Origin of the sequence: Pseudomonas sp. SW-3 (genome assembly GCF_016615645.1) — a bacterium.
GTDB classification, from domain to species: Bacteria; Pseudomonadota; Gammaproteobacteria; order Pseudomonadales; family Pseudomonadaceae; genus Aquipseudomonas; species Aquipseudomonas mandelii.
On record NZ_CP067098.1, the window covers coordinates 1,328,917 to 1,352,984 of the forward strand.

20 protein-coding genes are annotated in these 24,068 nt (G+C 59.3%); 7 read left to right on the forward strand and 13 right to left on the reverse strand.

The window, feature by feature from the left end; genetic code table 11:
• Nucleotides 1–37 precede the first annotated feature (37 nt).
• Nucleotides 38–2,539, reverse strand: a complete 2,502-nt coding sequence (gene plsB, locus JIO00_RS05850; RefSeq protein ID WP_077748320.1) for a glycerol-3-phosphate 1-O-acyltransferase PlsB — start codon at nt 2,537–2,539, stop codon at nt 38–40.
• A 167-nt stretch (nt 2,540–2,706) separates the two neighbouring features.
• Here plsB and JIO00_RS05855 point away from each other — a divergent pair, with 167 nt between their 5' ends.
• Nucleotides 2,707–2,916: a cold-shock protein gene (locus tag JIO00_RS05855; protein ID WP_010462862.1), complete on the forward strand. Its 210-nt coding sequence runs from the start codon at nt 2,707–2,709 to the stop codon at nt 2,914–2,916.
• A gap of 121 nt (nt 2,917–3,037) precedes the next feature.
• Here the strand turns inward: JIO00_RS05855 and JIO00_RS05860 are convergent, their stop codons facing one another.
• The 4 genes from JIO00_RS05860 to JIO00_RS05875 all read right to left on the reverse strand — a co-directional run bounded on the left by JIO00_RS05860 (nt 3,038) and on the right by JIO00_RS05875 (nt 8,239).
• Nucleotides 3,038–3,415 (reverse strand): hypothetical protein, encoded by a 378-nt coding sequence (locus tag JIO00_RS05860; protein ID WP_010462860.1) that lies wholly within the window; start codon nt 3,413–3,415, stop codon nt 3,038–3,040.
• 75 nt (nt 3,416–3,490) lie between these two features.
• Nucleotides 3,491–4,300 (reverse strand): putative RNA methyltransferase, encoded by an 810-nt coding sequence (locus tag JIO00_RS05865; RefSeq protein WP_200667791.1) that lies wholly within the window; start codon nt 4,298–4,300, stop codon nt 3,491–3,493.
• A complete protein-coding gene (dapE, locus tag JIO00_RS05870) occupies nt 4,300–5,451 on the reverse strand; it encodes a succinyl-diaminopimelate desuccinylase (RefSeq protein WP_010462857.1) in 1,152 nt (383 codons plus the stop codon). The genes JIO00_RS05865 and dapE overlap by 1 nt, the downstream gene beginning before the upstream one ends.
• A gap of 196 nt (nt 5,452–5,647) precedes the next feature.
• Complete coding sequence (locus tag JIO00_RS05875) at nt 5,648–8,239, reverse strand: glycosyltransferase (protein ID WP_010462855.1); 2,592 nt, start codon at nt 8,237–8,239, stop codon at nt 5,648–5,650.
• 217 nt (nt 8,240–8,456) lie between these two features.
• Here JIO00_RS05875 and tcdA point away from each other — a divergent pair, with 217 nt between their 5' ends.
• The gene (gene tcdA, locus JIO00_RS05880; protein WP_010462854.1) at nt 8,457–9,269 is read left to right on the forward strand and encodes a tRNA cyclic N6-threonylcarbamoyladenosine(37) synthase TcdA; all 813 of its coding nucleotides are present in this window, start codon (nt 8,457–8,459) and stop codon (nt 9,267–9,269) included.
• Between the two features lie 88 nt (nt 9,270–9,357).
• Here tcdA and JIO00_RS05885 read toward each other — a convergent pair whose 3' ends face one another.
• From JIO00_RS05885 to JIO00_RS05900, 4 genes are all read right to left on the reverse strand, one after another.
• On the reverse strand, nt 9,358–9,762 hold the full coding sequence (locus JIO00_RS05885) for a SufE family protein (RefSeq protein ID WP_010462851.1): 405 nt from the start codon (nt 9,760–9,762) through the stop codon (nt 9,358–9,360).
• Entirely contained in the window at nt 9,759–10,964 is a 1,206-nt protein-coding gene (locus JIO00_RS05890) for an aminotransferase class V-fold PLP-dependent enzyme (protein WP_200667792.1), read from the reverse strand. The genes JIO00_RS05885 and JIO00_RS05890 overlap by 4 nt, the downstream gene beginning before the upstream one ends.
• A gap of 148 nt (nt 10,965–11,112) precedes the next feature.
• A complete protein-coding gene (dapD, locus tag JIO00_RS05895) occupies nt 11,113–12,147 on the reverse strand; it encodes a 2,3,4,5-tetrahydropyridine-2,6-dicarboxylate N-succinyltransferase (RefSeq protein ID WP_200667793.1) in 1,035 nt (344 codons plus the stop codon).
• Between the two features lie 33 nt (nt 12,148–12,180).
• On the reverse strand, nt 12,181–12,489 hold the full coding sequence (locus tag JIO00_RS05900; RefSeq protein WP_229801834.1) for an arsenate reductase: 309 nt from the start codon (nt 12,487–12,489) through the stop codon (nt 12,181–12,183).
• Between the two features lie 265 nt (nt 12,490–12,754).
• On the opposite strand from JIO00_RS05900, the gene JIO00_RS05905 reads away from it, so the two are divergent.
• Complete coding sequence (locus tag JIO00_RS05905) at nt 12,755–14,389, forward strand: Na+/H+ antiporter (RefSeq protein ID WP_200667794.1); 1,635 nt, start codon at nt 12,755–12,757, stop codon at nt 14,387–14,389.
• A 23-nt stretch (nt 14,390–14,412) separates the two neighbouring features.
• Here JIO00_RS05905 and JIO00_RS05910 read toward each other — a convergent pair whose 3' ends face one another.
• The 4 genes from JIO00_RS05910 to map all read right to left on the reverse strand — a co-directional run bounded on the left by JIO00_RS05910 (nt 14,413) and on the right by map (nt 20,383).
• A complete protein-coding gene (locus JIO00_RS05910; RefSeq protein ID WP_200667795.1) occupies nt 14,413–15,156 on the reverse strand; it encodes a M12 family metallopeptidase in 744 nt (247 codons plus the stop codon).
• A gap of 369 nt (nt 15,157–15,525) precedes the next feature.
• Entirely contained in the window at nt 15,526–16,725 is a 1,200-nt protein-coding gene (gene dapC, locus JIO00_RS05915; protein WP_200667797.1) for a succinyldiaminopimelate transaminase, read from the reverse strand.
• Between the two features lie 122 nt (nt 16,726–16,847).
• Nucleotides 16,848–19,550: a [protein-PII] uridylyltransferase gene (locus tag JIO00_RS05920; RefSeq protein WP_010462838.1), complete on the reverse strand. Its 2,703-nt coding sequence runs from the start codon at nt 19,548–19,550 to the stop codon at nt 16,848–16,850.
• A 50-nt stretch (nt 19,551–19,600) separates the two neighbouring features.
• Nucleotides 19,601–20,383, reverse strand: coding sequence for a type I methionyl aminopeptidase (gene map / locus JIO00_RS05925; RefSeq protein WP_010462836.1), 783 nt, complete (start codon nt 20,381–20,383; stop codon nt 19,601–19,603).
• Nucleotides 20,384–20,756: 373 nt separating this feature from the next.
• Between map and rpsB the strand changes: the two genes are divergently transcribed.
• From rpsB to frr, 4 genes are all read left to right on the forward strand, one after another.
• Nucleotides 20,757–21,494, forward strand: a complete 738-nt coding sequence (gene rpsB / locus JIO00_RS05930; protein WP_007907989.1) for a 30S ribosomal protein S2 — start codon at nt 20,757–20,759, stop codon at nt 21,492–21,494.
• Nucleotides 21,495–21,684: 190 nt separating this feature from the next.
• A complete protein-coding gene (gene tsf / locus JIO00_RS05935; protein WP_010462832.1) occupies nt 21,685–22,548 on the forward strand; it encodes a translation elongation factor Ts in 864 nt (287 codons plus the stop codon).
• A gap of 209 nt (nt 22,549–22,757) precedes the next feature.
• The gene (gene pyrH / locus JIO00_RS05940) at nt 22,758–23,501 is read left to right on the forward strand and encodes a UMP kinase (RefSeq protein WP_003172271.1); all 744 of its coding nucleotides are present in this window, start codon (nt 22,758–22,760) and stop codon (nt 23,499–23,501) included.
• Nucleotides 23,498–24,055 carry a ribosome recycling factor gene (gene frr, locus JIO00_RS05945; RefSeq protein WP_010462824.1) on the forward strand — a complete coding sequence of 186 codons (558 nt, stop codon included), beginning with the start codon at nt 23,498–23,500 and terminating at the stop codon, nt 24,053–24,055. The genes pyrH and frr overlap by 4 nt, the downstream gene beginning before the upstream one ends.
• Nucleotides 24,056–24,068: the final 13 nt, after the last annotated feature.

The following is a 24,068-nucleotide window of genomic DNA, read 5'->3' on the forward strand; positions in this document are numbered from 1 at the left end:
TGTGGGCGCGAGCAAGCTCGCTCCCACAGGGATTACATTAAGCCTCGGGCTGAGGGGCGACCTGATCCGCCGCATCTTCGCTGCGATGCAACGCCACCTGACGGATCGACAAACGAATCTCCGCCGGCAACACCCGTTTCGCCGCGCCTTCGGCCAGTTCGCCCAGCAGTTCGTGATAACTCAGCTTGCCGGCTTCGTCGCGTTTGAGCACGTCAAGATCCAGCATGGTTTGAATGAAGTGGCGGAACAGGCTCTTGTCGAAGAACTCCGGGGCATTCAGTCCGTGCAGGATCGACAGGCGCTGGGCCATGACGGTGCACAGGTCTTCCAGTTCTTCGGCGCTGATGCTGTTCTGGCCGCTGTTGAGCAGCAGGGACACGGTCATGTAGAAGCGTTGCAGTGTCTGGGCGATGCTCTTCGACAACAACGTCAGCAACACGAAATGCCGCGAACTCGGCGCCGGGCGCAGGTAGACGTCGTTCTCGAAACGCAGTAACCCTTGTTCGACGAACGCTTCGAGCCATTGATCGATCACGCCATCCAGCTCGTCCAGCGACCAGCGAATGAACAGCTCCGATTGCAGGTACGGATACAGCGCCCGGGTGTAACGCAGGATCTGTTCGCGGCTCATGCGCGAGGCGCTCTGGAAGAAACTCGCGAGCAAGGCGGGCAGGGCGAAGATGTGCAGCACGTTATTGCGGTAGTAGGTCATGAGGACGGCGTTCTGCTCGTCCAGATACAAAATCTTGCCCAGGGCATCGCTTTGCTCGGACAACAGGTCCATGTCCTTCACATGCTCGATCAACGCCCGGCCGTCACCGTCCGGCAGCGTGGTGTGCGGCGAATACGGGACCTTGCGCAACAGCGCCAGATACAAATCAAGCACCCGCGCCATGGCGCGATCATCCAGCGCCAAGCGGGTGGTGGACAGCAACGCCAGGGCCACCAGGTTGACCGGGTTGATCGCCGCCGCCTCGTTCAGATGCTGTGCGACTTTTTCGCCGAGACGGTTGGTGGTTTCGTTGAGCCAGGCCGGTTTGAACTGCGGGCCGAGTTCCTGTTTACGCCAGTCGGGCTGTTCGCTGTCGAGGAATTCCGCGAGTTTGATCGGTTCGCCGAAGTTCACCGCCACCTGGCCGAAACGCTGCTTGAGCGCACCGATGACTTTGAAGATGTCGAAGATCGATTCTTTCTTCTTGCTCGCACCACGCAGTTCGCCGAGGTAGGTTCGGCCTTCCAGCACACGCTCGTAGCCGATGTAGACCGGAATGAACACGATGGGCATGCGCGATGAACGCAGGAAGCTGCGCAGGGTAATTGCCAGCATCCCGGTTTTCGGTTGCAGCATGCGCCCGGTGCGCGAGCGGCCGCCCTCGACGAAGTACTCGACCGGGAAACCTTTGGTGAACAGAGTGTGCAGGTATTCGTTGAATACCGAGGTGTACAGCGGATTGCCCTTGAAGGTGCGGCGCATGAAGAACGCGCCGCCACGACGCAGTAGGCTGCCGATCACCGGCATGTTGAGGTTGATCCCGGCGGCGATGTGCGGCGGGGTCAGGCCATTGCGGAACAGCAAGTAGGACAGCAGCAGGTAGTCGATGTGGCTGCGGTGGCACGGCACGTAAATCACTTCGTGGCCCTGGGCAACTTTCTGCACGCCTTCGATGTGGTTGACCTTGATGCCGTCGTAGATCTTGTTCCAGAACCAGCTCAGCACTACTTCCAGGAAGCGGATCGCGGTGTAGGTGTAGTCCGAAGCGATCTCGTTGCCATAGCGCAGCGCCTGGGCCTTGGCTTTCTCCGGAGAGATGTTCTCGCGCTCGGCTTCGTCGAGGATCGCTTGCTTGACCAGCGGTTGATTGAGCAGGCCTTTGACCAGGTTGCGACGGTGGGAAATGTCTGGGCCGATCACCGCGGCTTTCAGGTTGCGGAAGTGTACCCGCAGGATCCGCTGGGCCATGCGCACCGTGCGCTCGTGGCCTTTGTTGTGGTCGATCAGCTCTCGCAAGTGAATCGGTGCCGAGAACTGCACGCGGGTCTTGCGCCCCAGCACGATGACGCTCAGCAATCGACGCAGGCGACCGGTAACGGCCCAACTGTCGGCGAAGAGCAATTTCCACGGGCTCGATTCGCTGTCGGGTGACTGCCCCCAGAACACGCTGACCGGAATGATCTGCGCGTCTTCGGCGGCGTTCTGGCTCAGGGCACTGACCAAGCGGGTCAGGGTGGGCGGCGCACCACGTTTGTCCTGTCGGCCGAGCCAGTCGGGCTCCGGTGTCAGGTAGAAAAATGCGGCGGGTTCCACCAGATTACCCACCGACACAGGCAGCACCGGACGGGGCAGGCCGGCTTTGCTGCATTCGGTGTCGACCACGGCCAGGTCGGTCAGCGAAGGGTTTTGCAGGACGTAGAACACCGGACGACTGCGGTCGAGGTTGAGGGTGAACGACGACTGGTTGATCGTCTCCGAGCGAACCCAGAGATAGAGCAGTCGGCGCAGGGTGCCAAAAACAAGACGGCGGAACGGGGAACGGGTCATACGGCTTCTGCGTGAGTGAGTAAAACCAAGCAATTGCTCGGGCGGCCGATAGTGTGCCGTATTCGTCGAAAATCGGCAAAAAAGCGGGTAAGTAAAGTTGAGTTGAGAGTTTTGGCGCCTGTCATATACTCGGCGCCTCAACAATAAAAAGAAGGGGGTATCGATTCATGGCTACGCGCGAAACCGGCAATGTGAAGTGGTTCAACGACGCCAAGGGCTACGGCTTCATTCAGCGCGAGGACGGGGTGGACGTGTTCGTGCACTACCGCGCGATCCGCGGCGAAGGGCATCGCTCGCTGGCTGAAGGTCAGCAGGTGGAATACGCCGTGGTGACCGGCGAGAAAGGCTTGCAGGCAGAGGATGTGGTGGGTTTGTAACCCCGCTCCTCATATCACACAAAAAACCTGTGGGAGCGAGGCTTGCCCGCGAAGGCGTCATCACTGGCGCTAAAAGCTTCGCGGGCAAGCCTCGCTCCTACAAGTTTTGTGGGAACGTGGATTACGCGGTTTTCCAGATGATTTCTTCTTCACCGTCAGCGCTGATGCGCATCCAGCGATCGGCCGTTTCTTCACCTTCTTCCTCAACCCAGCTGCCCGGTGCGCAACGCACTTCGACATTCAGTGCGGCAAACGCGGCGCGGGCGCAGGCGATGTCGTCTTCCCACGGGGTCTGGTCGCTGTCCAGGAACAGGCTGTTCCATTTGCCCACGGCTTTCGGCAGCCAGGTGACCGACACGTTGCCGGCCTTGCACTTGTAGGTCTGGCCCTTCTTGACCCATTCACTGCACTGGCCCAACGCTTCGCTAAGCCAGTCTGCAACGGCCTTGTAGTCGACGTCAGCGTCTTTCAGGTAAATCTCGATATCGGGTTGGCGCATGGATGTCCTCACTGCGGTCTTGAAAAATCCATTCGCGGATTTAGCCGGCCTCAAGCTGTTGCTCAAGACCAAAAATTATTGAAGTACGAAATAATCGTAGCGCATCGACACGGTGACCTCGAACGGCTCCGCCTGCTCGATGACCGCCGTCCGGCGTTCGGCACTGGCACGCCAGCCGTGTGGCGTCATGGCCAGCAGGTTGGCGCGATCCTGACCCTTTTCCAGCGTCAGTCTGAATTCCAGGGTCTCGCTGTGTTGCAGCGCCATGCCTTCCGGCACCAGGGCCAGATGCTTGTCGTCGGTGTATTCACGGACTTCGTCGTACAGCCGCTCGCGCAATTCCATCAGGTGGCCGCTGGTCGGCCCGACTTTCATCAAACCGCCGCCGGGGCTGAGCAGGCGTTTGGCTTCTTCCCAATCCAGCGGACTGAAGACGCTGGCGAGAAACTGGCAGCTCCCCGAGGCCAACGGCACCCGGGCCATGCTGGCGATCAACCAGGTCAGCTGCGGGTTGCGTTTGCAGGCGCGTTTGACCGCTTCCCGGGAGATGTCCAGCGCATAACCATCGGCATTGGGCAGGGCTTCGGCAATTTGCGCGGTGTAGTAACCCTCGCCGCAACCGATGTCCAGCCACCGCTGGGGCGCGTACTGCGCGGCCAGTTCGGCCAGGCGCTTGGCCACCGGCGCGTAATGGCCGGTGTTCAGGAAGTCGCGACGGGCCTCGACCATGGCGAGGTTATCCCCAGGGTCGCGGCTGTTCTTGTGCTGCACCGGCAGCAGATTCAGGTAACCCTGCCGCGCACGGTCGAAACGATGCCCGGCGGGGCAGGCCACGCCGTTGTCCACCGCGTTGAGCGGTTCGCTGCAGATCGGGCAGGCGAGCATCAGGCGAGCAACTTGATCAGGGTCTGGTAGTAGATTTCGGTCAGCACATCGAGGTCGGCGGCCAGTACACGCTCGTTGACCTGGTGAATCGTCGCGTTGACCGGGCCCAGTTCAACCACTTGGGTGCCCATGGTTGCGATGAAGCGCCCGTCGGAGGTGCCACCGCTGGTGGAGGCTTTGGTTTCACGCCCGGTGATGTCCTTGATGCTCGACGCCACGGCATCCAGCAATGCACCCGGCTCGGTCAGGAACGGCAGGCCGGACAATGCCCAGTCGATGTGCCAGTCCAGGCCATGTTTGTCGAGGATGTCGGCGACGCGCTTTTGCAGGCCTTCAACGGTGGACTCGGTGGAGAAGCGGAAGTTGAACACCGCCACCAGGTCGCCCGGAATCACGTTGGTCGCGCCGGTGCCGGAATTGACGTTGGAAATCTGGAAACTGGTCGGCGGGAAGAAATCGTTGCCGTGGTCCCAATGCTCGGCGGCCAGTTCGGCCAGGGCCGGGGCAGCGAGGTGGATCGGGTTCTTCGCCAGGTGTGGATACGCCACGTGACCTTGCACACCGCGAACGGTCAGCTTGGCACCGAGTGAACCGCGACGGCCGTTCTTGACCACGTCACCCACCAATGTAGTGCTCGATGGTTCGCCGACGATGCACCAGTCCAGACGTTCCTTGCGCGCGGCGAGGCGTTCAACCACGGCCTTGGTGCCATGGTGCGCCGGGCCTTCTTCGTCGCTGGTGATCAGGAACGCGACCTTGCCCTTGTGATCCGGGTAGTCGGCGACGAAGCGCTCGGCGGCCACGGTCATGGAGGCCAGGCTGCCTTTCATGTCGGCCGCGCCACGACCGCAGAGCATGCCGTGTTCGTCGATCAGCGCGTTGAACGGGTCGATCTGCCAGGCAGACACCGGGCCGGTCGGCACCACGTCGGTGTGTCCGGCGAAGCACAGCACCGGGCCGTCGTGTTTACCGTGGGTCGCCCAGAAGTTATCCACATCTTCGATGCGCATCGGCTCCAGGGTGAAACCGGCATCGCCCAGGCGCTGCATCATCTGCTTCTGGCAATCGGCGTCGACCGGCGTCACGGACGGACGGCGGATCAGGTCGATGGCGAGTTGAAGGGTCGGCGAAAGGTCGGCGTGGGCCGTCATGTAAGACTCCGGAGCTTTATTTGTAGGAGCGAGGCTTGCCCGCGAAGAACGATAGTGAGGTGTATCTGTTACACCGAGTCGCTTCATTCGCGGGCAAGCCTCGCTCCTACAGGAATTGAGGCAAGGCGCGCAAAATGGCGGTTATCTTAAAGCAAAACGGCGGCCATTGGCCGCCGTTTAGTGCATCTGTACTGATTTAGACAGCCGGTGCGGTCGCGGCTTCGGCCACCGGTTTCGGCAGCGAAGACAGGAACGCCATGATCAGCGCCGCCAGGTACGGCAGCGACTGCACCAGCAACATGGTCACCCAGAAGCGCATGTCGTTGCTCGGCATGCCGTTCACCAGGTAAATCCCCAGCGCCGCACCCCACAACAGCAGCATGATGAACACCTCTTCGCGCGCCTCCGAAATCGCCACCCAGAAGCCGTGGTTATCGGCGTTCTTTGGTGTGCGGAAAAACGGAATGCTGCTGGTGAAGAAACCGTACAGCACTGCTTTGGCGATGGTGTGCGACAACGCCAGCCCGGCCAGCGCCGCGCAGAACGCATCCTTGAGGTTGACCCCCACCGCACGACGGTAGAGGAAGATGATCTTGCCCACCTTGAACACGAACAGCGCCAACGGCGGGATGGCGAAAATCAGCAACGGCGGATCGACCCGCTGCGGCACGATAATCATCGCCGCCGACCACAACAGGGCGCCCACGGTGAAGAAGATGTTCATGCCGTCCGCTACCCACGGCAACCAGCCCGCGAGGAAGTGGTAACGCTGGCCACGGGTCAGCTCGCTGCCTTTGCCGCGCAGCAGGCTGGTGGTATGACGCTTGATGATCTGAATCGCACCGTAAGCCCAGCGGAAACGCTGTTTCTTGAAGTCGATAAAGGTATCGGGCATCAGGCCTTTGCCGTAGCTGGTGTGGTAATACGCCGCCGACAGGCCTTTTTCGAACACCCGCAGACCCAACTCGGCGTCTTCACAGATGCACCAGTCGGCCCAGCCCAGTTCCTCGAGCACCGAACGTCGGGTCATGGTCATGGTGCCGTGCTGGATGATCGCGTCACGGTCGTTGCGGGTGACCATGCCGATGTGGAAGAAGCCTTTGTATTCCGCGTAGCAGAGCTTCTTGAACGTGCTTTCGTTCTGATCGCGGTAATCCTGCGGCGACTGCACCACGGCGATTTTCGGGTCGGCGAAGTGCGGCACCATGTGCTTGAGCCAGTTCGGGTCGACGCAGTAGTCCGAGTCGATCACCGCAATCACTTCGGCATCCTTGGCGGTGTGCGGAATCAGGTAATTCAGCGCGCCACCCTTGAAGCCGGCCAGTGGCGCGACGTGGAAGAACTTGAAACGCGGGCCCAGGGTTGCGCAGTAATCGCGCACCGGTTCCCAGACCGCCGGGTCCTTGGTGTTGTTGTCGATGATCAGGACTTCGAAGTCCGGATAGTCGAGGTTGGCCAGGGCGTTGAGGGTCTGTTTGACCATCTCCGGCGGCTCGTTGTAGCAAGGGACATGAATCGACACTTTCGGTCGGTAGTCCGATTCGCCCACCACCGGCAGGAATTCGCGCCGACGCTTGTGGGTCCAGACCGCTTCGGCCAGTTCATGCGCCTCGGTCAGCAATACGATAAAGACCCCGAGTGCGCCCAAGGCAAGGAGAAATCCTATCGTCAGGCTGAACCAGGTGCTGTATTGCAGGCTGTAGTCGTAACCGATCCACACCAGCACCGATCCGCAGAGGAAGGCGATAAAGGTCAGGAAGGTACGACCGCGTTGACGCAGGGCCGAGCCGTCGATCATCAGCAGGGTCAGGGACAGCAGCGCCAGGACCACCGAACCGACCGCCAGCACGCGCCATTGCGGAATCGCGACAACCGGGCCTTCGAAGTTGAATTTCTGCTGGCGCGCGGCGTTGAAAACACCCCAGTAAGCGCCCACCGAACCTTCGTCGCTGGCCTTCCAGGGTTGGTCAAACGCTTCGATCACGAAGTAGTTGAAACCCTGGCGGTTGAGCTTGTTGACCAGCGTGCGCAGGTAAATCGCCTGGTCTGCCGGCGACGCATCGGCGCCACCGCGCATACGGCCGTTGCTCGGCCAGCCGACTTCCGACAGTAACAGCGGTTTTTTCGGGAACATCTTTTTCAGATCACGGGCACGGTCGAGTACGAACTGCCCGGATTGCTCCATCGGCACATGTTCCCAATACGGCAAGACGTGGGCGGCGATCAGGTCGACGTGCTTGGCCAGGCTCGGGTTTTCTTCCCAGACGTGCCATTGCTCGGACGTGGTCACCGGCACTTTCACTGCCGCGCGGACGCGATCCAGAATGATGCTGAGTTCTGCGGCGGTAATTTCCTTACGGAAGATCGCTTCGTTGCCTACAACCACGCGAACCACGCTGCGGGAGGTATTGGCGAGTTCGATGGCGCGCAGGATCTCACGCTCGTTGCGTTCCTCGTCCGGGCTGATCCAGATACCGAGGGTGACCCGCAAGCCGAATTCTTCCGCCAGTTTGGGAATGTCTCCCAGAGAGCCATCGACCGAGTAAGTACGGATGTTGTCCGTCAGCTTGCTCATGATCTCCAGGTCGCGACGCATTTCATCGTCGGTCGGGTACTGCTCCTTCTGCGGATACTGGCCTTGCTGGAACGGCGAGTATGAGAAGCCGGAGATCTGTTCGGGCCAGTTGGGGGCGGTGACCGGGCGATTGATCAGCGCCCAGAAGCCGGTAAACAAGGCGGCGATGGCGAGCACCACGACCAGGTTGAGTCCAAATTTACGCGATGACATAGCTATTTCAGGTTCCAAAGGCTGTGGAACGAAGGACCGGTCGGCGTGTGCCAAGGGGCGCGCATCCTACACCGGGCATTCCCTGAGCGTATAGCTGACAGGGAAATGCCCTACGTTTGGCAATCCCGTTTCGCATAAGTTCTTACACTTGTCGCGGGAACTTAGATCTTGTCGCTGTCTGGCCCTATAATGCGCGCCGGTTTTTAGGGTTATGGTCATGAGTACAGAAGATCCGCGGTTTGCAGGCATCGCCCGTTTGTATGGCATCGAAGGCTTGGAGCGTCTGCGCGCAGCCCATGTGGCCATCGTCGGTGTCGGTGGCGTCGGTTCCTGGGCAGCGGAAGCCATTGCCCGTTGTGGCGTCGGCGAGATTTCGCTGTTTGACCTGGACGATGTTTGCGTCAGCAACGCCAACCGCCAACTGCACGCGCTGGACAGCACTGTCGGCAAACCCAAAGTCGAGGTGATGGCAGAGCGGTTACGCGGGATCAACCCGGACTGCACGGTGCACGCGGTGGCGGATTTTGTGACGCGCGAGACCATGGCCGAGTACATCACGCCAAACATCGACTGCGTGATCGATTGCATCGACAGCGTGAATGCCAAGGCAGCGCTGATCGCCTGGTGCAAGCGCCGCAAGATCCAGATCATTACTACCGGCGGGGCAGGCGGGCAGATCGACCCGACACTGATCCAGGTCTGCGACTTGAACCGCACCTTTAATGACCCGTTGGCATCGAAAGTGCGCTCGACCCTGCGCCGTGACTACGGCTTCTCGCGCACCGTGACGCGTCATTACAGCGTGCCGTGCGTGTTTTCGACCGAGCAACTGCGCTACCCGAAACCGGACGGCAGCATCTGTTTGCAGAAGAGTTTTGTCGGCGATGGCGTGAAGCTCGACTGCGCCGGCGGGTTTGGCGCAGTGATGATGGTGACGGCGACGTTCGGCATGGTCGCGGCGACCAAGGCTGTGGATAAGATTGTGGCGGGTGTGCGGCGGCCGGCGGATCGGGTCAAGCCTGAGGTTTAAGGTTGCAGTTGTCGGCCTCATCGCGAGCAGGCTCGCTCCCACAGGTGAACGCGTTCCAATGTGGGAGCGAGCCTGCTCGCGATGGCGATTAACCAGCCAACTCATTCATCCGCTGAAGCACCGCGTTGAGGCCATTACTGCGCGAAGGCGACAGTTGCCGCGAAAGCCCAAGTTGATTGAACCACTCCGGCAAATCCACCTGGCGCAACTCATCCGCCGACAAGCCGTTGACCCGCGCCAGCAGCAACGCCACCAACCCGCGAATCAACCGCGCATCGCTGCTCGCTGCAAACTGCCAGTGACCGTCATTCAACGAACCCACCAGCCACACCTGACTTTCACAGCCATGCACGCGGTTGGCGTCGACTTTATCCACATCACTCAACGCAGGCAGACGGTCGCCCCATTGCATCAGCAGCCGCGCCCGCTGCTCCCAACCGGCGGCAGCCTGAAAGGTGTCGAGTGCCATGACGGCATCAGCCGGTAAGCTCATCGCAACAACTCCAGCGCCTGATCCAGCGCTTCAAAGAACCGTTCGAGGTCTTCGGAGTCGTTGTACAGCGCCAACGACACCCGGATCGCCCCGGCCAGTTCGAAGCTTTTGAGCAACGGCATCGCACAGTGATGACCGGCGCGCACGGCGATGCCCTGTTCGGTCAGCAAATGCGCCAGGTCAGAGTTATGCACACCCTCGACGACAAAACTGGCCAACGCCAATTGCGGTTTGCCCAGCAGTCGAATGCCATTGCGCGCTTCAAGCCCTTTCAATAAATAGTCATGCAGCGCCGCTTCATGGGCCGAGACCGCGTCCTGATCAATCCCCGCGAGATAATCCAGCGTCGCCCCCAGGCCGATCACACCGGCAATCGGCGGAGTACCGGCCTCGAAACCCAGAGGCGCAGGGCGAAAGCGTGCGCTGTGGTAATCCGCATCCAGCACCATTTCACCGCCGAACTGCCAATGGCGCAGTTGTTTCAGCGCCTCATGGCGACCGAACAGCACGCCCAGACCGTCGGGGCCATAGAGTTTGTGGCTGGAAAATACATAGAAGTCGCAACCCAGCGCCTGCACGTCATGCCGACCATGAACCACGCCTTGCGCGCCATCGACCACGGTCAACGCGTCGTGCGCCTTGGCCATCGCCAGCAAGGCGGGTAACGGCTGCCAGACACCGAGCACATTCGACAGCTGACTGACCGCCAGCAAACGGGTTCTTGGGCCGATCAATTGTGTGGCGGCGTCGAGGTCGATCACCCCGTCGGCGTCCAACGGCAGGACCACCAGTTTCAAGTCGCGCCGGTGCGCCAGTTGCTGCCACGGCAGCAGGTTGGCGTGATGCTCCAGGGCGCTGATGACAATCTCATCGCCCGGATTGAATAGATGCTCAAGGCCATAGGCCAGGAGGTTCAGCGCGGAGGTCGCGCCGTGGGTAAAGATGATCTGCCCGCAATCGCCGGCATTCAGCCATTGCGCGACTTTGCTGCGGCTGGCCTCGAATGCCTGGGTGGCATGGGCGCCGGGCAAGTGTTGCGCCCGATGTACGTTGGCCGCGCCGTTGGTGTAGTAATGCGTCAGCGCATCCAGCAAGGCTTGAGGTTTTTGCGTGGTGGCGGCGTTATCCAGATAGGTCTGGTCTTGCCGTTGGAGCGCGGCGATAGCCGGAAAGTCGGCGCGCCAGGGAGAGAGAATCATCATGCTGTCGGGCCCTGGTCAACATGGGCGGGTGAACACCTGACCTGATGGTCTGGTCTACGCCGAACCTGTAGGCGCGAAGCTTTTGGCAGCCTCAAGGGCCCCTTCGCGAGCAAGCTTCGCGCCTACAGGGTAATCCGTGTGACGCCGCTTAGTTGTGAGCGTGCAGCGCTTCGTTCAGTTCGATCGCCGATTTGTGGGTTTTGCATTCCACGGCACCGGTTTCCGAATTGCGACGGAACAGCAAGTCAGGCTGGCCAGCAAGTTCACGGGCCTTCACGACTTTCACCAGCTGGTTCTTTTCGTCCAGCAGTGCGACTTTGGTACCGGCGGTCACGTACAGGCCCGACTCGACGGTGTTGCGATCGCCCAACGGAATGCCGATACCGGCGTTCGCACCGATCAGGCAGCCTTCGCCCACCTTGATCACGATGTTGCCGCCGCCCGACAGGGTGCCCATGGTCGAGCAACCGCCACCCAGGTCAGAACCCTTGCCGACGAAGACGCCAGCGGAAACGCGGCCTTCGATCATGCCCGGGCCTTCGGTGCCGGCGTTGAAGTTGACGAAACCTTCGTGCATCACGGTGGTGCCTTCGCCGACGTAGGCGCCCAGACGAATTCGTGCCGCGTCAGCGATACGCACGCCGGCCGGAACCACGTAGTCGGTCATTTTCGGGAACTTGTCTACCGAGAACACTTCCAGCAGCTCGCCGCGCAGACGGGCTTCCAGTTGGTGCTCGGCCAGTTCTGCCAGGTCGATGGCACCCTGGCTGGTCCAGGCTACGTTCGGCAGCAGCGGGAACACGCCCGCCAGGTTCAGGCCGTGCGGCTTGACCAGACGATGGGACAGCAGGTGCAGCTTGAGGTAGGCCTCAGGCGTGGAGGTCAATTGGGCGTCTTCGGCCAGGATGGTCGCGACCAACGGCTTGTGGCTCTCGGCCAGACGGGTCAACAGGGCGGCTTGGGCAGCGTCGACGCCTTTTAGCGCTTCAGCCAGTTGCGAAGCTTGGGCGGTGCTGAATGCGATGGCCTGATTGCCTTCGGTGTAGCCCAGAACCGGCGCGATGGCCGCGACCAGTTCGGCTGACGGGTTAAGCAGTGGCTGTGCGTAAAACACTTCCAGCCATGCGCCTTGACGGTTTTGAGTGCCGACACCAAAGGCCAGGCTGAACAGGGTAGTGGACATGTAAATACCTCTAACAAAATTGAACGGGCAGGCTTACTTGAGCGCCGCCGCGTAGATATCTGGCTTGAAGCCAATCAGGGTTCGGTCACCGAGATCGAGCACCGGGCGCTTGATCATCGAGGGTTGTGCGAGCATCAGTTCGATCGCTTTCGCTTGGTCGAGATCGGCTTTGCGTTCGTCGTCGAGCTTGCGAAAGGTCGTGCCTGCACGGTTCAACACCACTTGCCAGCCGTGCTCGTCGCACCATTGGGTCAGGTGTTCACGGTCGATTCCGGCCGTCTTGTAATCATGGAAGTCATAGCTGACAGCGTGTTCATCGAGCCAGGTGCGCGCCTTTTTCATGGTGTCGCAGGCTTTGATGCCGAAAAGGTGCAACGTTTTGCTTGAAACGGTCAAGGAATTGCCCCCTTTGCAGGTGCTGGAAATAAAAGGTGAAGGATTATGCCATGACCGGACGGTTTCGCGGCGGCCGCGGTCGTTTAGTCATCGTAAGCCCGCTGGGTTTGCGCTGTTTCAGGGTGATGCGACATTGGTGCAACGGTCAGCCCGCAGTCTAAGCGGCTAATATGGCACTTCAATGCTGTCGATTACCTGGGAACCGCGCTTTATGCAAACCGCCTACACCGTCCTGATCCTGCTGATGCTGGTGGGCCTTTCACGCCTGATCGGACGGGTGATCCCGCTGCCGTTGCCCTTGGTGCAAATTGCCGCGGGTGCGTTGCTCGCCTGGCCGACCCTGGGTCTGCATGTGGCGCTGGATCCGGAATTGTTCCTCTTTCTGTTCCTGCCGCCGCTGCTGTTCTCCGACGGCTGGCGTATGCCCAAACGTGAACTGTGGCGCCTGCGCGGGCCGATTCTTACCCTGGCGGTGGGGCTGGTGTTGTTTACGGTGGTCGGCGCTGGCTATTTCATACACTGGTTGTTGCCGAGTATTCCACTGCCGGTGGCCTTTGCGCTGGCGGCCGTGCTGTCGCCGACGGATGCCGTGGCGGTCTCGGCGATTTCCCAGAACCGCTTGCCGACGCCGCTGATGCACATGCTGCAAGGCGAGGCGTTGATGAACGATGCCACGGGCCTGGTGACGTTCAAGTTTGCGTTGGCCGCAGCGGTGACCGGGGTGTTTTCGCTGGCGAATGCCAGTGTGACCTTTGTGCTGGTGGCGCTCGGCGGCCTGGCCGTCGGTGTGGCTTTGAGCTGGCTGGTGGGACGTCTGCGTTCCTGGATGATCGCTCGCGGCTGGGATGATCCGGCGACGCATGTGGTGTTCATGTTGCTGCTGCCGTTCGCGGCTTATGTGCTGGCTGAGCGTCTTGGCGCTTCCGGCATCTTGTCCGCCGTGGCTGCGGGGATGATGCAGAGCTGGCTCGACCTGCTCCCGCGCCAGACCAGCACTCGATTGCTCAACCGCAGCGTCTGGTCGTTGCTTGAGTTTGCTTTCAACGGCTTGATCTTTCTGCTGCTGGGATTGCAACTGCCGGACATCATCAAGGCGGTGGTCAGCCACGAAACATCGCTATGGCCGACGTTGCTGTATCGCTGTCTGGACGTAGTGGCGATTTTTCTGGTGCTGCTGTTGTTGCGGTTTGTCTGGGTGCAGAGCATCTGGCGCTTGTCTGTTTTGCTGCGACGCCTGCGCGGTAAAGGCGAAGTGACTCAAGTGCCGACCGCGCGCTCCTGCTGGCTGCTGACGGTCGGTGGCGTGCGCGGCGCCGTGACGCTGGCGGGGGTACTGTCGGTGCCGTTGCTGATGGGCGGCGACGCGTTTCCCGAGCGGGACCTGCTGATTTTCATCGCCGCCGGGGTGATTCTGCTGTCCCTGATCTCCGCCTGCATCGCTTTGCCGCTATTGCTGCGCGGCATCGAAAAAAGCCCTGACGACAAGCGCCGCAATGAAGTGCGTGATGCCTGGCGCAAAACCGCTGAAGCGGCGATTCATGCGCTGGAAGTCGAGGAAGCCAAGCCTGCGGATGCGGCCGAGGCCGCGTTGGCCGTCGAACTCAAAGCGCGGATCATGTCCGAATATCGGCATCAACTGGAGGTCTTCAATGACTCGGCCGAGGCCCAGGCATTGGCATTTCAGATGGACTTGCTGGAGCGGCGTCTGCGGTTGAAGGCGCTGCGAGCGCAGCGCCTGGAGTTGTACAAACTCAGTCGTCATCACCAGATTGGTGATGACGTGTTGCGAGAAGTGTTGGGTGAGCTGGATTTGAGTGAGGCCAACCTGGGTCAAGTGAAGGCGTGAGCGAAGGGGCGACCTGACGGTTTTCAGCGTGGGTAAACCGAGCTGATGAACTTGATATCTTGCTCGGACAGTTGGTTGTTTTGAGGGACTTCGATCTTGTCCCACATGACACTCGCAGGAAAGGCGTAGTGCATGATTGATTTCGGGTCGTAGGGTGTTTGCCGGGTGTGGCTGTAATCAAATTTTTTCAGGACATTCCGGTAAATCTCTTCTTCGGTCCAGCCGTGTTCTTTGAATTCGCGATAGAGAGCGGATAAATTCCAGTCCAGTGGCGCGTCGGGATGCTGATGTTCATGTTCAACCCCTAGTGCATGGCCGAACTCATGCAAGGCAGCTACCGTGAAAAAAGAAGACTGGTAGTCGGTGCCCAGCACCATTGTGGGCAGGTGCGGGAGAATGTCTCGTGCGTCTGTCCCAATGACAGAGCTGCCTGCGCCATCTTTGAAGTGAGACAGTAATATTCGTATGTCCCCGTCATACAACTCGTCGTTATCGTCCAGCTCGATGAATTCAAAGTTCAGGTTTACGTGGGGCGCCCATTGGTTGATGGCGGCGACGACGGTCTGGAACATGGCTTCGTCATAGCGTGTGATAGCAATGCGCAGCGTTTGGCCGTTGGTCCAGAATTTGGCGGGCGCCGCGACGCTTCGTGTCGTGCGGGAAAGGGAGTTGCCAATAGCCTCGTGATCGAGTGCTTCGGAGGCGTTAGTAGTAGAGCCGGCATCGATGAGGCCGTAAGTGCGGCAGCAGGGTTTTGGGATATTCATATATTATTGCTACTTGTGGGTGTTTAAATATTTTGATGTTTTTAAGGCGCAAAAAAACTGCTCGCATGGCAGTTACATGTGTTCTGCGTTCGATAAGTAGTAATCGATATAAAGACAAGTAGCGAATATTGTGGTGTTTCAGTATGTTTTGGTTTGAAGGTGTTGTGTTGTGCGTTGTGAATGCTAAAGGTTTTTTGCGTGTTTATATATTTAGGAGTGGCTATATATACTGAGTGGTTTCTTTTGTTTCGAGTATGCAGAAGTGCTACTGGTAAGAAGTGCATTCAAGTAATTTGAATGTCTGTAACGGGGTGAGTTCGGCTTTATAAACAAGCCCCACGCCATGGGGTATGGCGCGGGGTGTCAGTGTTATTTATGGCGCGTAATAAAGGCGCGGATGCGTTCTGCGGCTTCTATGCATTCTGCCAGTGGCGCAACCAGCGCCAAGCGTACACGGCCTGCGCCCGGGTTGAAGCCATCAACTGCGCGGGACAGATAAGAACCCGGCACCACGGTCACGTGTTCTTCCACAAACAGATCACGGCAGAACGCCTCGTCATCGCCTTCAACATTCGGCCACAGGTAAAAACCACCGTCCGGACGCTGCACATCCATCACCGGGCTGAGGATTGCCAGCACCGCATCGTACTTCTCGCGGTACAGCGCACGGTTGGCGCGCACATGTACTTCGTCATTCCACGCGGCGACGCTGGCCAGTTGGGTTTGAACGGGCATGGCGCAGCCGTGGTAGGTGCGATAGAGCAGGAAGCCCTTGAGGATGTCGGCGTCACCGGCGACAAAACCTGAACGCAGGCCCGGCAGGTTGGAGCGCTTGGACAGGCTGTGGAACACCACGCAGCGTTTGAAGTCCTTGCGGCCCAGTTCCACGCAAGCGCTGAGCAGGCCCGGCGGCGGTGTCTGTTCGTCGAAATACAGCTCGCTGTAGCATTCGTCAGCGGCGATCACGAAGTCGTATTCGTCAGCCAGGGCGATCAGTTTTTTCAGGGTGTTCAGCGGAATCAGCGCGCCGGTCGGGTTGCCTGGCGAGCACAGGAAGAGGATCTGGCAGCGTTTCCAGATGTCCGGCGAGACAGCGTCGAAATCCGGGTTGAAGCCGTTTTCGTCCAGGCACGGCAGATAGTGCGGCTTGGCTCCGGCGAGGAACGCCGCGCCTTCGTAGATCTGATAGAACGGATTCGGGCTGACCACCAGCGCGTCTTCGCCACGGTTGACCACGGTCTGGGTGAAGGCAAACAGCGCCTCGCGGGTGCCATTGACTGGCAACACGTTGCGCGCCGGGTCGAGCCAGCCGGTCGGAACGCTGAAGCGGCGTTCACACCATGCAGCGATAGCTTCACGCAGGGCCGGGATTCCGAGGGTAGTCGGATACACGGCCATCTGATCCAGATTGCTTGCCAGGGCTTCAGCGACAAAGCTTGGGGAGCGGTGCTTCGGCTCGCCGATGGACAGCGCGATGGCGCGCTTTTCCGGGTTTGGCGTGACGCTGCCGAGCAGGGCGCGGAGCTTCTCGAACGGGTAGGGCTGCAACTGGTTCAGAGCGTTGTTCATGAGGGGGCCTCGTTCATTGTGGGAGCGAGCCTGCTCGCGAAGGCGGTGTGTCAGAAACGATGATGTTGACTGACCCTCCGCTATCGCGAGCAGGCTCGCTCGCACAGGGGAAAATTGTGAGTTCAGATACTGATGCGTGACAATTTGATATCGGGTTCGTTACTGACGGTCAGCTGTTCAACGATCGCATCTTGCAAGCGGGTACACAGCAGCGGGTCGGACAATGGCTGGTTGTTCGCGTCGGTGATAAAGAACACGTCTTCCACGCGTTCGCCCAAGGTCGCAATCTTGGCGTTCTGCAGCGACAGGTCGAACTCGAGGAAGATCGTGCCGATCCGCGCCAGCAGACCCGGGCGGTCCGGAGCACTGAGTTCCAGCACCGTCACCGGACGCTGAGCGTCGTTGTGGATCGTCACCTGTGGCGCAAACGCGAAATGCTTGAGCTGACGCGGCACGCGGCGCTGGATGATGGTCGGGTAGTCGTCCGGGTTGCGCAGGGCTTCGGTCAGACCCTCGCGGATCTGTTTGACCCGCGCCGGGTTATCACCGATCGAGTCGCCGTCAGTGTCGAGCACGATATAGGTGTCGAGGGTGAACTGGCTGCTGGAGGTGATGACCCGAGCGTCGTGAATGTTCAGGTTGAGCTGGTCCATCGCGGCCACGGTCACGGCGAAGAAGTCATGCTGGTCAGGTGCGTAGATGAAGATCTGCGTACCCCCCTCGAATTCACGCTGGGTGGTTTCCTTGATCAGCACCAGCGGCCCGCCATCGGCCGGTTGCTGGAGGATCGCGTCACTGTGCCAGGCGACGTCGCCGGCGGTGTGACGCAGGAAGTAGTCATCGCCCAATTGCGACCACAGCTGTTCGACATCGTCCGGGTCGGTACCGCCGCGCACCAGGATATCCAGGGCTGCGCTCTGGGTCTGGCGGATCTGCATTTCGCGGTCCACCGGGTTTTCCAGGCCGCGTCGCAAGGCGCGCTTGGTCTCGGTGTAGAGCTGGCGCAAGAGGCTGGCGCGCCATGAGTTCCACAGGGTCGGGTTGGTGGCGTTGATGTCGGCCACGGTCAATACGTACAGGTAGTCGAGACGGGTTTCGTCGCCGACGGCCTGGGCGAAATCGTGGATCACCTGCGGGTCGGACAAGTCCTTGCGCTGGGCGGTGGTCGACATCACCAGGTGATTCTGCACCAGCCAGACGATCAGGCGAGTGTCCCATACCGGCAATTGGTGGCGCTGGCAAAAGGCTTCGGCATCCACCGCGCCGATTTCCGAGTGGTCGCCATGCCGGCCTTTGCCGATGTCGTGGTACAGGCCTGCCAGGTAAATCAGCTCGGGTTTGGGCAGCTTGGCCATGAGCTTGCTGGCCAGCGGGAATTTTTCCGATACCTGGGTGTACTGCAACTTGCGCAGGTGCTTGATCAGATTCAGGGTGTGGGCGTCGACCGTATAGATATGAAAGAGGTCGTGTTGCATCTGCCCGACAATGAAGCCGAACTCCGGCAGGTAACGCCCGAGGATGCCGTAGCGGTTCATCCGGCGCAGGTTGCGGTGGATACCGATCTTGCACTTGAACAGCTCGATGAACAGGCTGGTGTTGCGAATGTCATTGCGGAAATCGTCGTCGATCAGGTGACGATGCTCGCGCAGCAGACGAATGGTGTCGGCGCGCACGCCTTTGATTTCCGGTTGCTGGGCCATCAGCACGAAGATCTCGAGCATGGCGAACGGCGTGCGACGGAACACGTTGTCGTTGCGCGCTTCGATATAGCCATCGTGTAGCTGGAACCGCGAGTTGATCGGCTGCGGCGGCGCTTCGTCTTCCGGGGCGAGGATGACTTCTTCGAAGTGCTGAATGATCAGGTCGCTGAGCTGGGCAATGCTCATGACCACCCGGTAATACTGCTGCATGAAGTTTTCGATGGCTTGCTTGGCGTCATCGCCCTCGAAACCCAGTAGCCCGGCAATCGAGCGCTGGTGGTCGAACAGCAAGCGGTCTTCGGAACGACCGGCGAGCATGTGCAGCGCGTACCGGACCTTCCACAAAAACTCCTGGGACGAGGCGAGCAGGGCGTTTTCGCTTTCGACCAGAAAGCCTTCGCCAGCCAGTGCTCGCAGGTTCAGGGTGCCATATTCGCGACGGGCCACCCACAGAATCGTCTGAATGTCCCGCAGGCCGCCGGGCGAACCTTTGACGTTGGGTTCCAGGTTGTATTCGGTGTCGTTGTATTTGTGGTGACGGGCCTTTTGCTCGGCACGCTTGGCCAGGAAGAACTCCTTGCTCGGCCACATGTGCGCGGTGCTGGTGACGTCAAGCATGCGTTGGCGCAAACGCTCGGGACCGCAGATGGTGCGGCTTTCCATCAGGTTGGTGACCACCGTCAGGTCGGCGCGGGCTTCAATGGCGCATTCGTCCACCGAGCGAACGCTCTGGCCGACTTCCAGGCCGATGTCCCACAACAGCGTCAGAAAACGCTCGATGGAATCGCGGAAAACTTCGTGATCGGCGCTGTCCAGCAGGATCAGCAGGTCGATGTCGGAATAAGGGTGCAACTCACCGCGACCGTAGCCACCGACCGCGACCAGCGCGATGTCGGCGTCTTCGCTCCAGTTGAACTGCTCCCAGGCTTTTTGCAGGATGTTATCGACGAACCAGGCGCGATCCTCGATCAGCCGGCGAATGTCCCGGCCGCTGCGAAAGCGCCCGTCGAGCACCTCGCGGGCCTGGCGGATCGCCTTCTTGAAGGCCGCGATCGGGCTTGCCTTCAGGGCCAGTTCAGCCTGGAACTGGCCGCGGTCGAAGAGTTCGGGATCCACCTGCGGCATCGATTGGCTTTCCTATCTATCTATTAGGCTGGGAGCTGCCTGGGTTCGGATCAGGCCGAAACGCGCGGGATGGTGTCATCGGCGCGCAAGGTGAAGATCTCGTAACCGGTCTCGGTCACCAGCAGGGTGTGCTCCCACTGGGCCGACAACTTGCGGTCCTTGGTGATCGCGGTCCAGCCGTCGCCCAATACCTTGGTGTCAGCCTTGCCCTGGTTGATCATCGGCTCGATGGTGAAGGTCATGCCCGCTTTCAGCTCCATGCCGGTGCCGGCGCGGCCGTAATGCAGGATTTGCGGCTCTTCGTGAAACACCTTGCCGATGCCATGGCCGCAGAACTCGCGAACCACCGAGAAACCGTTCTTTTCAGCGTGTTTCTGGATGATTTCACCGATGTCGCCCAGGCGGCAGCCGGGTTTGACGATCTCGATGGCCTTGTACATGCATTCCTGAGTCACTTGCGACAGGCGCTCGGCCCAGACCGGCACGCTGCCGACGTGGAACATGCGGCTGGTGTCGCCGTGGAAACCGTCCTTGATGACGGTGACGTCGATGTTCAGGGTGTCGCCATCCTTCAGCGGCTTCTCGTTCGGGATGCCGTGGCAGACCACGTGGTTGATCGAGGTGCAGATCGACTTCGGGTAGCCTTTGTAGTTGAGCGGGGCAGGGATGGCTTTCTGCTCGTTGACGATGTAGTCGTGGCAGATGCGGTCCAGCTCTTCGGTGGTGATCCCCGGCTTGACATGTTCGGCAATCATTTCCAGCACATCGGCGGCCAGTTTGCCGGCGACACGCATCTTTGCGATGTCCTCGGGGGTTTTGAGGGTGACGGTCATACAGGCTCTCTCTGCGCTCAATGGCGCTTGCTAAAACGAAATGGGCATTGCGCGTTCGATCTTCGCGGCCCTGAAAAACGCAATTCTAACAGACGATCAGCGCAAATCTGAGCCTCTGTGCATCGCTTCTCTCTATAGATTGGCGCATTCTTGGGCGATTCCAAGTGCGCGGTTGAAGTCACGCATCAGGAATTGAGAATCCGGGTTCCGTTTTTTGCATCCCTGTGATATAAAATGCGCCGCTTTCCGGGGATACCCCGAAAGGCTTAAATCCACACACGTGTCGACACGATGACCTGGGTGCCTTCAGCTGATGCTGCTGGTTGGTCATTGGGATACGTGGAGGCCAAACCCGACTTATTAAGGAACTATCATGTCCCAAGTCAACATGCGCGATATGCTGAAGGCCGGTGTGCACTTCGGTCACCAGACCCGTTACTGGAACCCGAAAATGGGTAAGTACATTTTCGGCGCGCGTAACAAGATTCACATTATCAACCTTGAAAAAACCCTGCCAATGTTCAACGAAGCTCTGACTTTCGTAGAGCGTCTGGCCCAGGGCAAAAACAAGATCCTGTTCGTCGGCACCAAGCGTTCCGCTGGCAAGATCGTTGCTGAAGAAGCAGCACGTTGCGGTTCGCCGTACGTCGATCACCGCTGGTTGGGCGGCATGCTGACCAACTTCAAAACCATCCGTGCTTCCATCAAGCGTCTGCGTGACCTTGAAGTGCAAGCCGAAGACGGTACTTTCGCCAAGCTGACCAAGAAAGAAGCGCTGATGCGCACTCGCGATCTTGAGAAGCTCGATCGTTCCCTGGGTGGTATCAAGGACATGGGCGGTCTGCCAGACGCTCTGTTCGTTATCGACGTTGATCACGAGCGCATCGCGATCACCGAAGCCAACAAGCTGGGCATCCCGGTTATCGGCGTAGTCGATACCAACAGCAGCCCGGAAGGCGTTGACTACATCATCCCAGGCAACGATGACGCAATCCGCGCTATCCAGCTGTACATGGGTTCGATGGCTGACGCAGTCATCCGCGGTCGCAACCACGTTGCTGGCGGCACCGAGCAGTTCGTTGAAGAAGCTCCGGCGGCTGCAGCTGAGTAATTGACGCCCTGGCGTTGACTCAGTAAGCAAAAAGGGGGCTTGGCCCCCTTTTTGCCACCTCGAAAACCGTTTGTGGGCAGCGCAGCTACAGCCTTTGTAACGTGCAGCCGCTAACAAATGGGGTCGGGAAGAATTGATCGCCCGTTTGATCGGGTGGAATGGTTGAAAACCTATCCAAGAGGATTTTGAAATGGCAGAGATTACTGCAGCGTTGGTTAAAGAACTGCGTGAGCGTACCGGCGAAGGCATGATGGATTGCAAAAAGGCCTTGACCAAGGCCGGCGGCGACATCGAAAAAGCCATTGATGACATGCGTGCTTCCGGCGCCATCAAGGCTGCCAAGAAAGCAGGCAACGTAGCTGCTGAAGGCGCTATCGCTCTTAAAGAAGACGGTAAAACCGCCGTTCTGTTGGAAGTTAACTCGCAGACTGACTTCCTGGCCCTGCAAGACGACTTCAAGGCATTTGTTGCTTCCAGCGTTGAAAAAGCGTTCGCTGACAAGCTGACTGATGTCGCTCCGCTGATCGAAGCTCAAGAAGCCGATCGCCTGGTTCTGGTCGGCAAGGTTGGCGAAAACGTCAACATCCGTCGCCTGGCTCGCGTTGAAGGTGATGTTGTTGGTGGTTACCTGCACGGCAACAAGATCGGTGTTGCGGTTGTTCTCAAAGGCGGCACCGTTGAGCTGGCCAAAGACATCGCCATGCACGTAGCGGCCACCAACCCTGAATTCCTGCTGCCATCGGAAGTTTCCGCTGAAGCGGTCGAGCGCGAAAAAGGCGTTTTCCTGACCCTCAACGCTGACAAGATCGCTGGCAAGCCAGAAAACATCGTTGAAAACATGGTCAAAGGCCGTATCAGCAAGTTCCTGGCTGAAGCGAGCCTGGTTGAACAGGCGTTCGTCAAGAACCCTGAAATCAAGGTCGGCGAACTGGCCAAGAAAGCCGGTGCTGAAATCGTTTCTTTCACCTACTTCAAAGTAGGCGAAGGCATCGAGAAGCCGGTCGACAACTTCGCTGAAGAAGTTGCTGCCCAGCTGGCTGCCGCCAAGCAATAAGACGGTTTTTAACTGTCGCCCTGAAGAGGCTGCCCGCTTACGCGCGCAGCCTCTTTTCAGATGGGGCACCAATTTTTATTGGTTTCCCTTTGGAACTGGCTTACAAAGCCATGTTCCGATGGCGCTGAAGCAGCGCCAAGCTAGAGTGAACGCCAGCTGTAAACAGCTCGCAAAGAATTTTTAAAAATACGCCGCAGGAGAGATTCGCAATGGCTCAGCAGGGCAGTGGTTATCAGGCTCGCTATAAACGCATTCTACTCAAGCTTAGCGGCGAGGCCCTGATGGGCTCGGAAGAGTTCGGGATCGATCCGAAAGTTCTGGATCGCATGGCGCTTGAAGTCGGCCAACTGGTCGGCATCGGTGTTCAGGTCGGTCTGGTGATCGGCGGTGGCAACCTGTTCCGCGGTGCAGCGCTGAGCGCGGCGGGCATGGATCGGGTAACGGGCGACCACATGGGCATGCTGGCCACTGTGATGAACGCCTTGGCCATGCGCGATGCACTGGAACGTGCCAATATCTCGGCCATCGTGATGTCGGCCATTTCCATGGTGGGCGTGACGGATCACTATGATCGTCGCAAAGCCATGCGTCACCTGAACGCCAAGGAAGTGGTGATTTTCGCCGCCGGTACCGGGAATCCGTTCTTCACTACGGATTCGGCAGCCTGCTTGCGAGCAATCGAAATCGACGCCGATGTCGTGCTCAAGGCGACCAAGGTCGATGGCGTCTACACCGCTGACCCATTCAAAGACCCGCATGCCGAGAAGTTCGATCATCTGACTTACGATGAAGTGCTGGATCGCAAGCTGGGCGTGATGGATTTGACGGCCATTTGCCTGTGCCGCGACCACAAGATGCCGTTGCGCGTCTTTAACATGAACAAGCCCGGCGCCCTGCTGAACATCGTGCATGGCGGCGCTGAAGGGACCCTGATCGAGGAAGGCCAACAATGATCAATGAAATCAAGAAAGACGCTCAAGAGCGCATGAAAAAATCCGTGGAATCGCTGCTGCACAACTTCGGCCGTATTCGTACCGGCCAGGCGCACCCAAGCATTCTTGAAGGCGTGATGGTGCCGTATTACGGTTCCGACACCCCGATCAAGCAGGTGGCGAACATCACCGTCAAAGACGCCCGTACCCTGCAAGTCGTGGCCTTTGAGCGCAACATGCTGGGTGCCGTCGACAAGGCCATCGGTAGTGCGGGTCTGAACCTCAACCCGACCAACCTGGGCGAGTTGTTGCTGATCTCCATGCCGGCCCTGACCGAAGAAACCCGCAAGGGCTTCACCAAGCAGGCTCGTGACGTCGCTGAAGATGCCCGTGTTGCCGTGCGCAACATCCGTCGCGATGCCAACAGCTCGCTGAAGGATCTGGTCAAGGAAAAAGAAATCAGCGAAGACGAAGAGCGTCGCGCCACTGGCGAGATCGACGATTTGACCAAGAAGTATGTGGCTGAAATCGACGCGCATCTGGCACAGAAAGAAAAAGACCTGATGGCCGTATAAGGGTCGCGTTTTC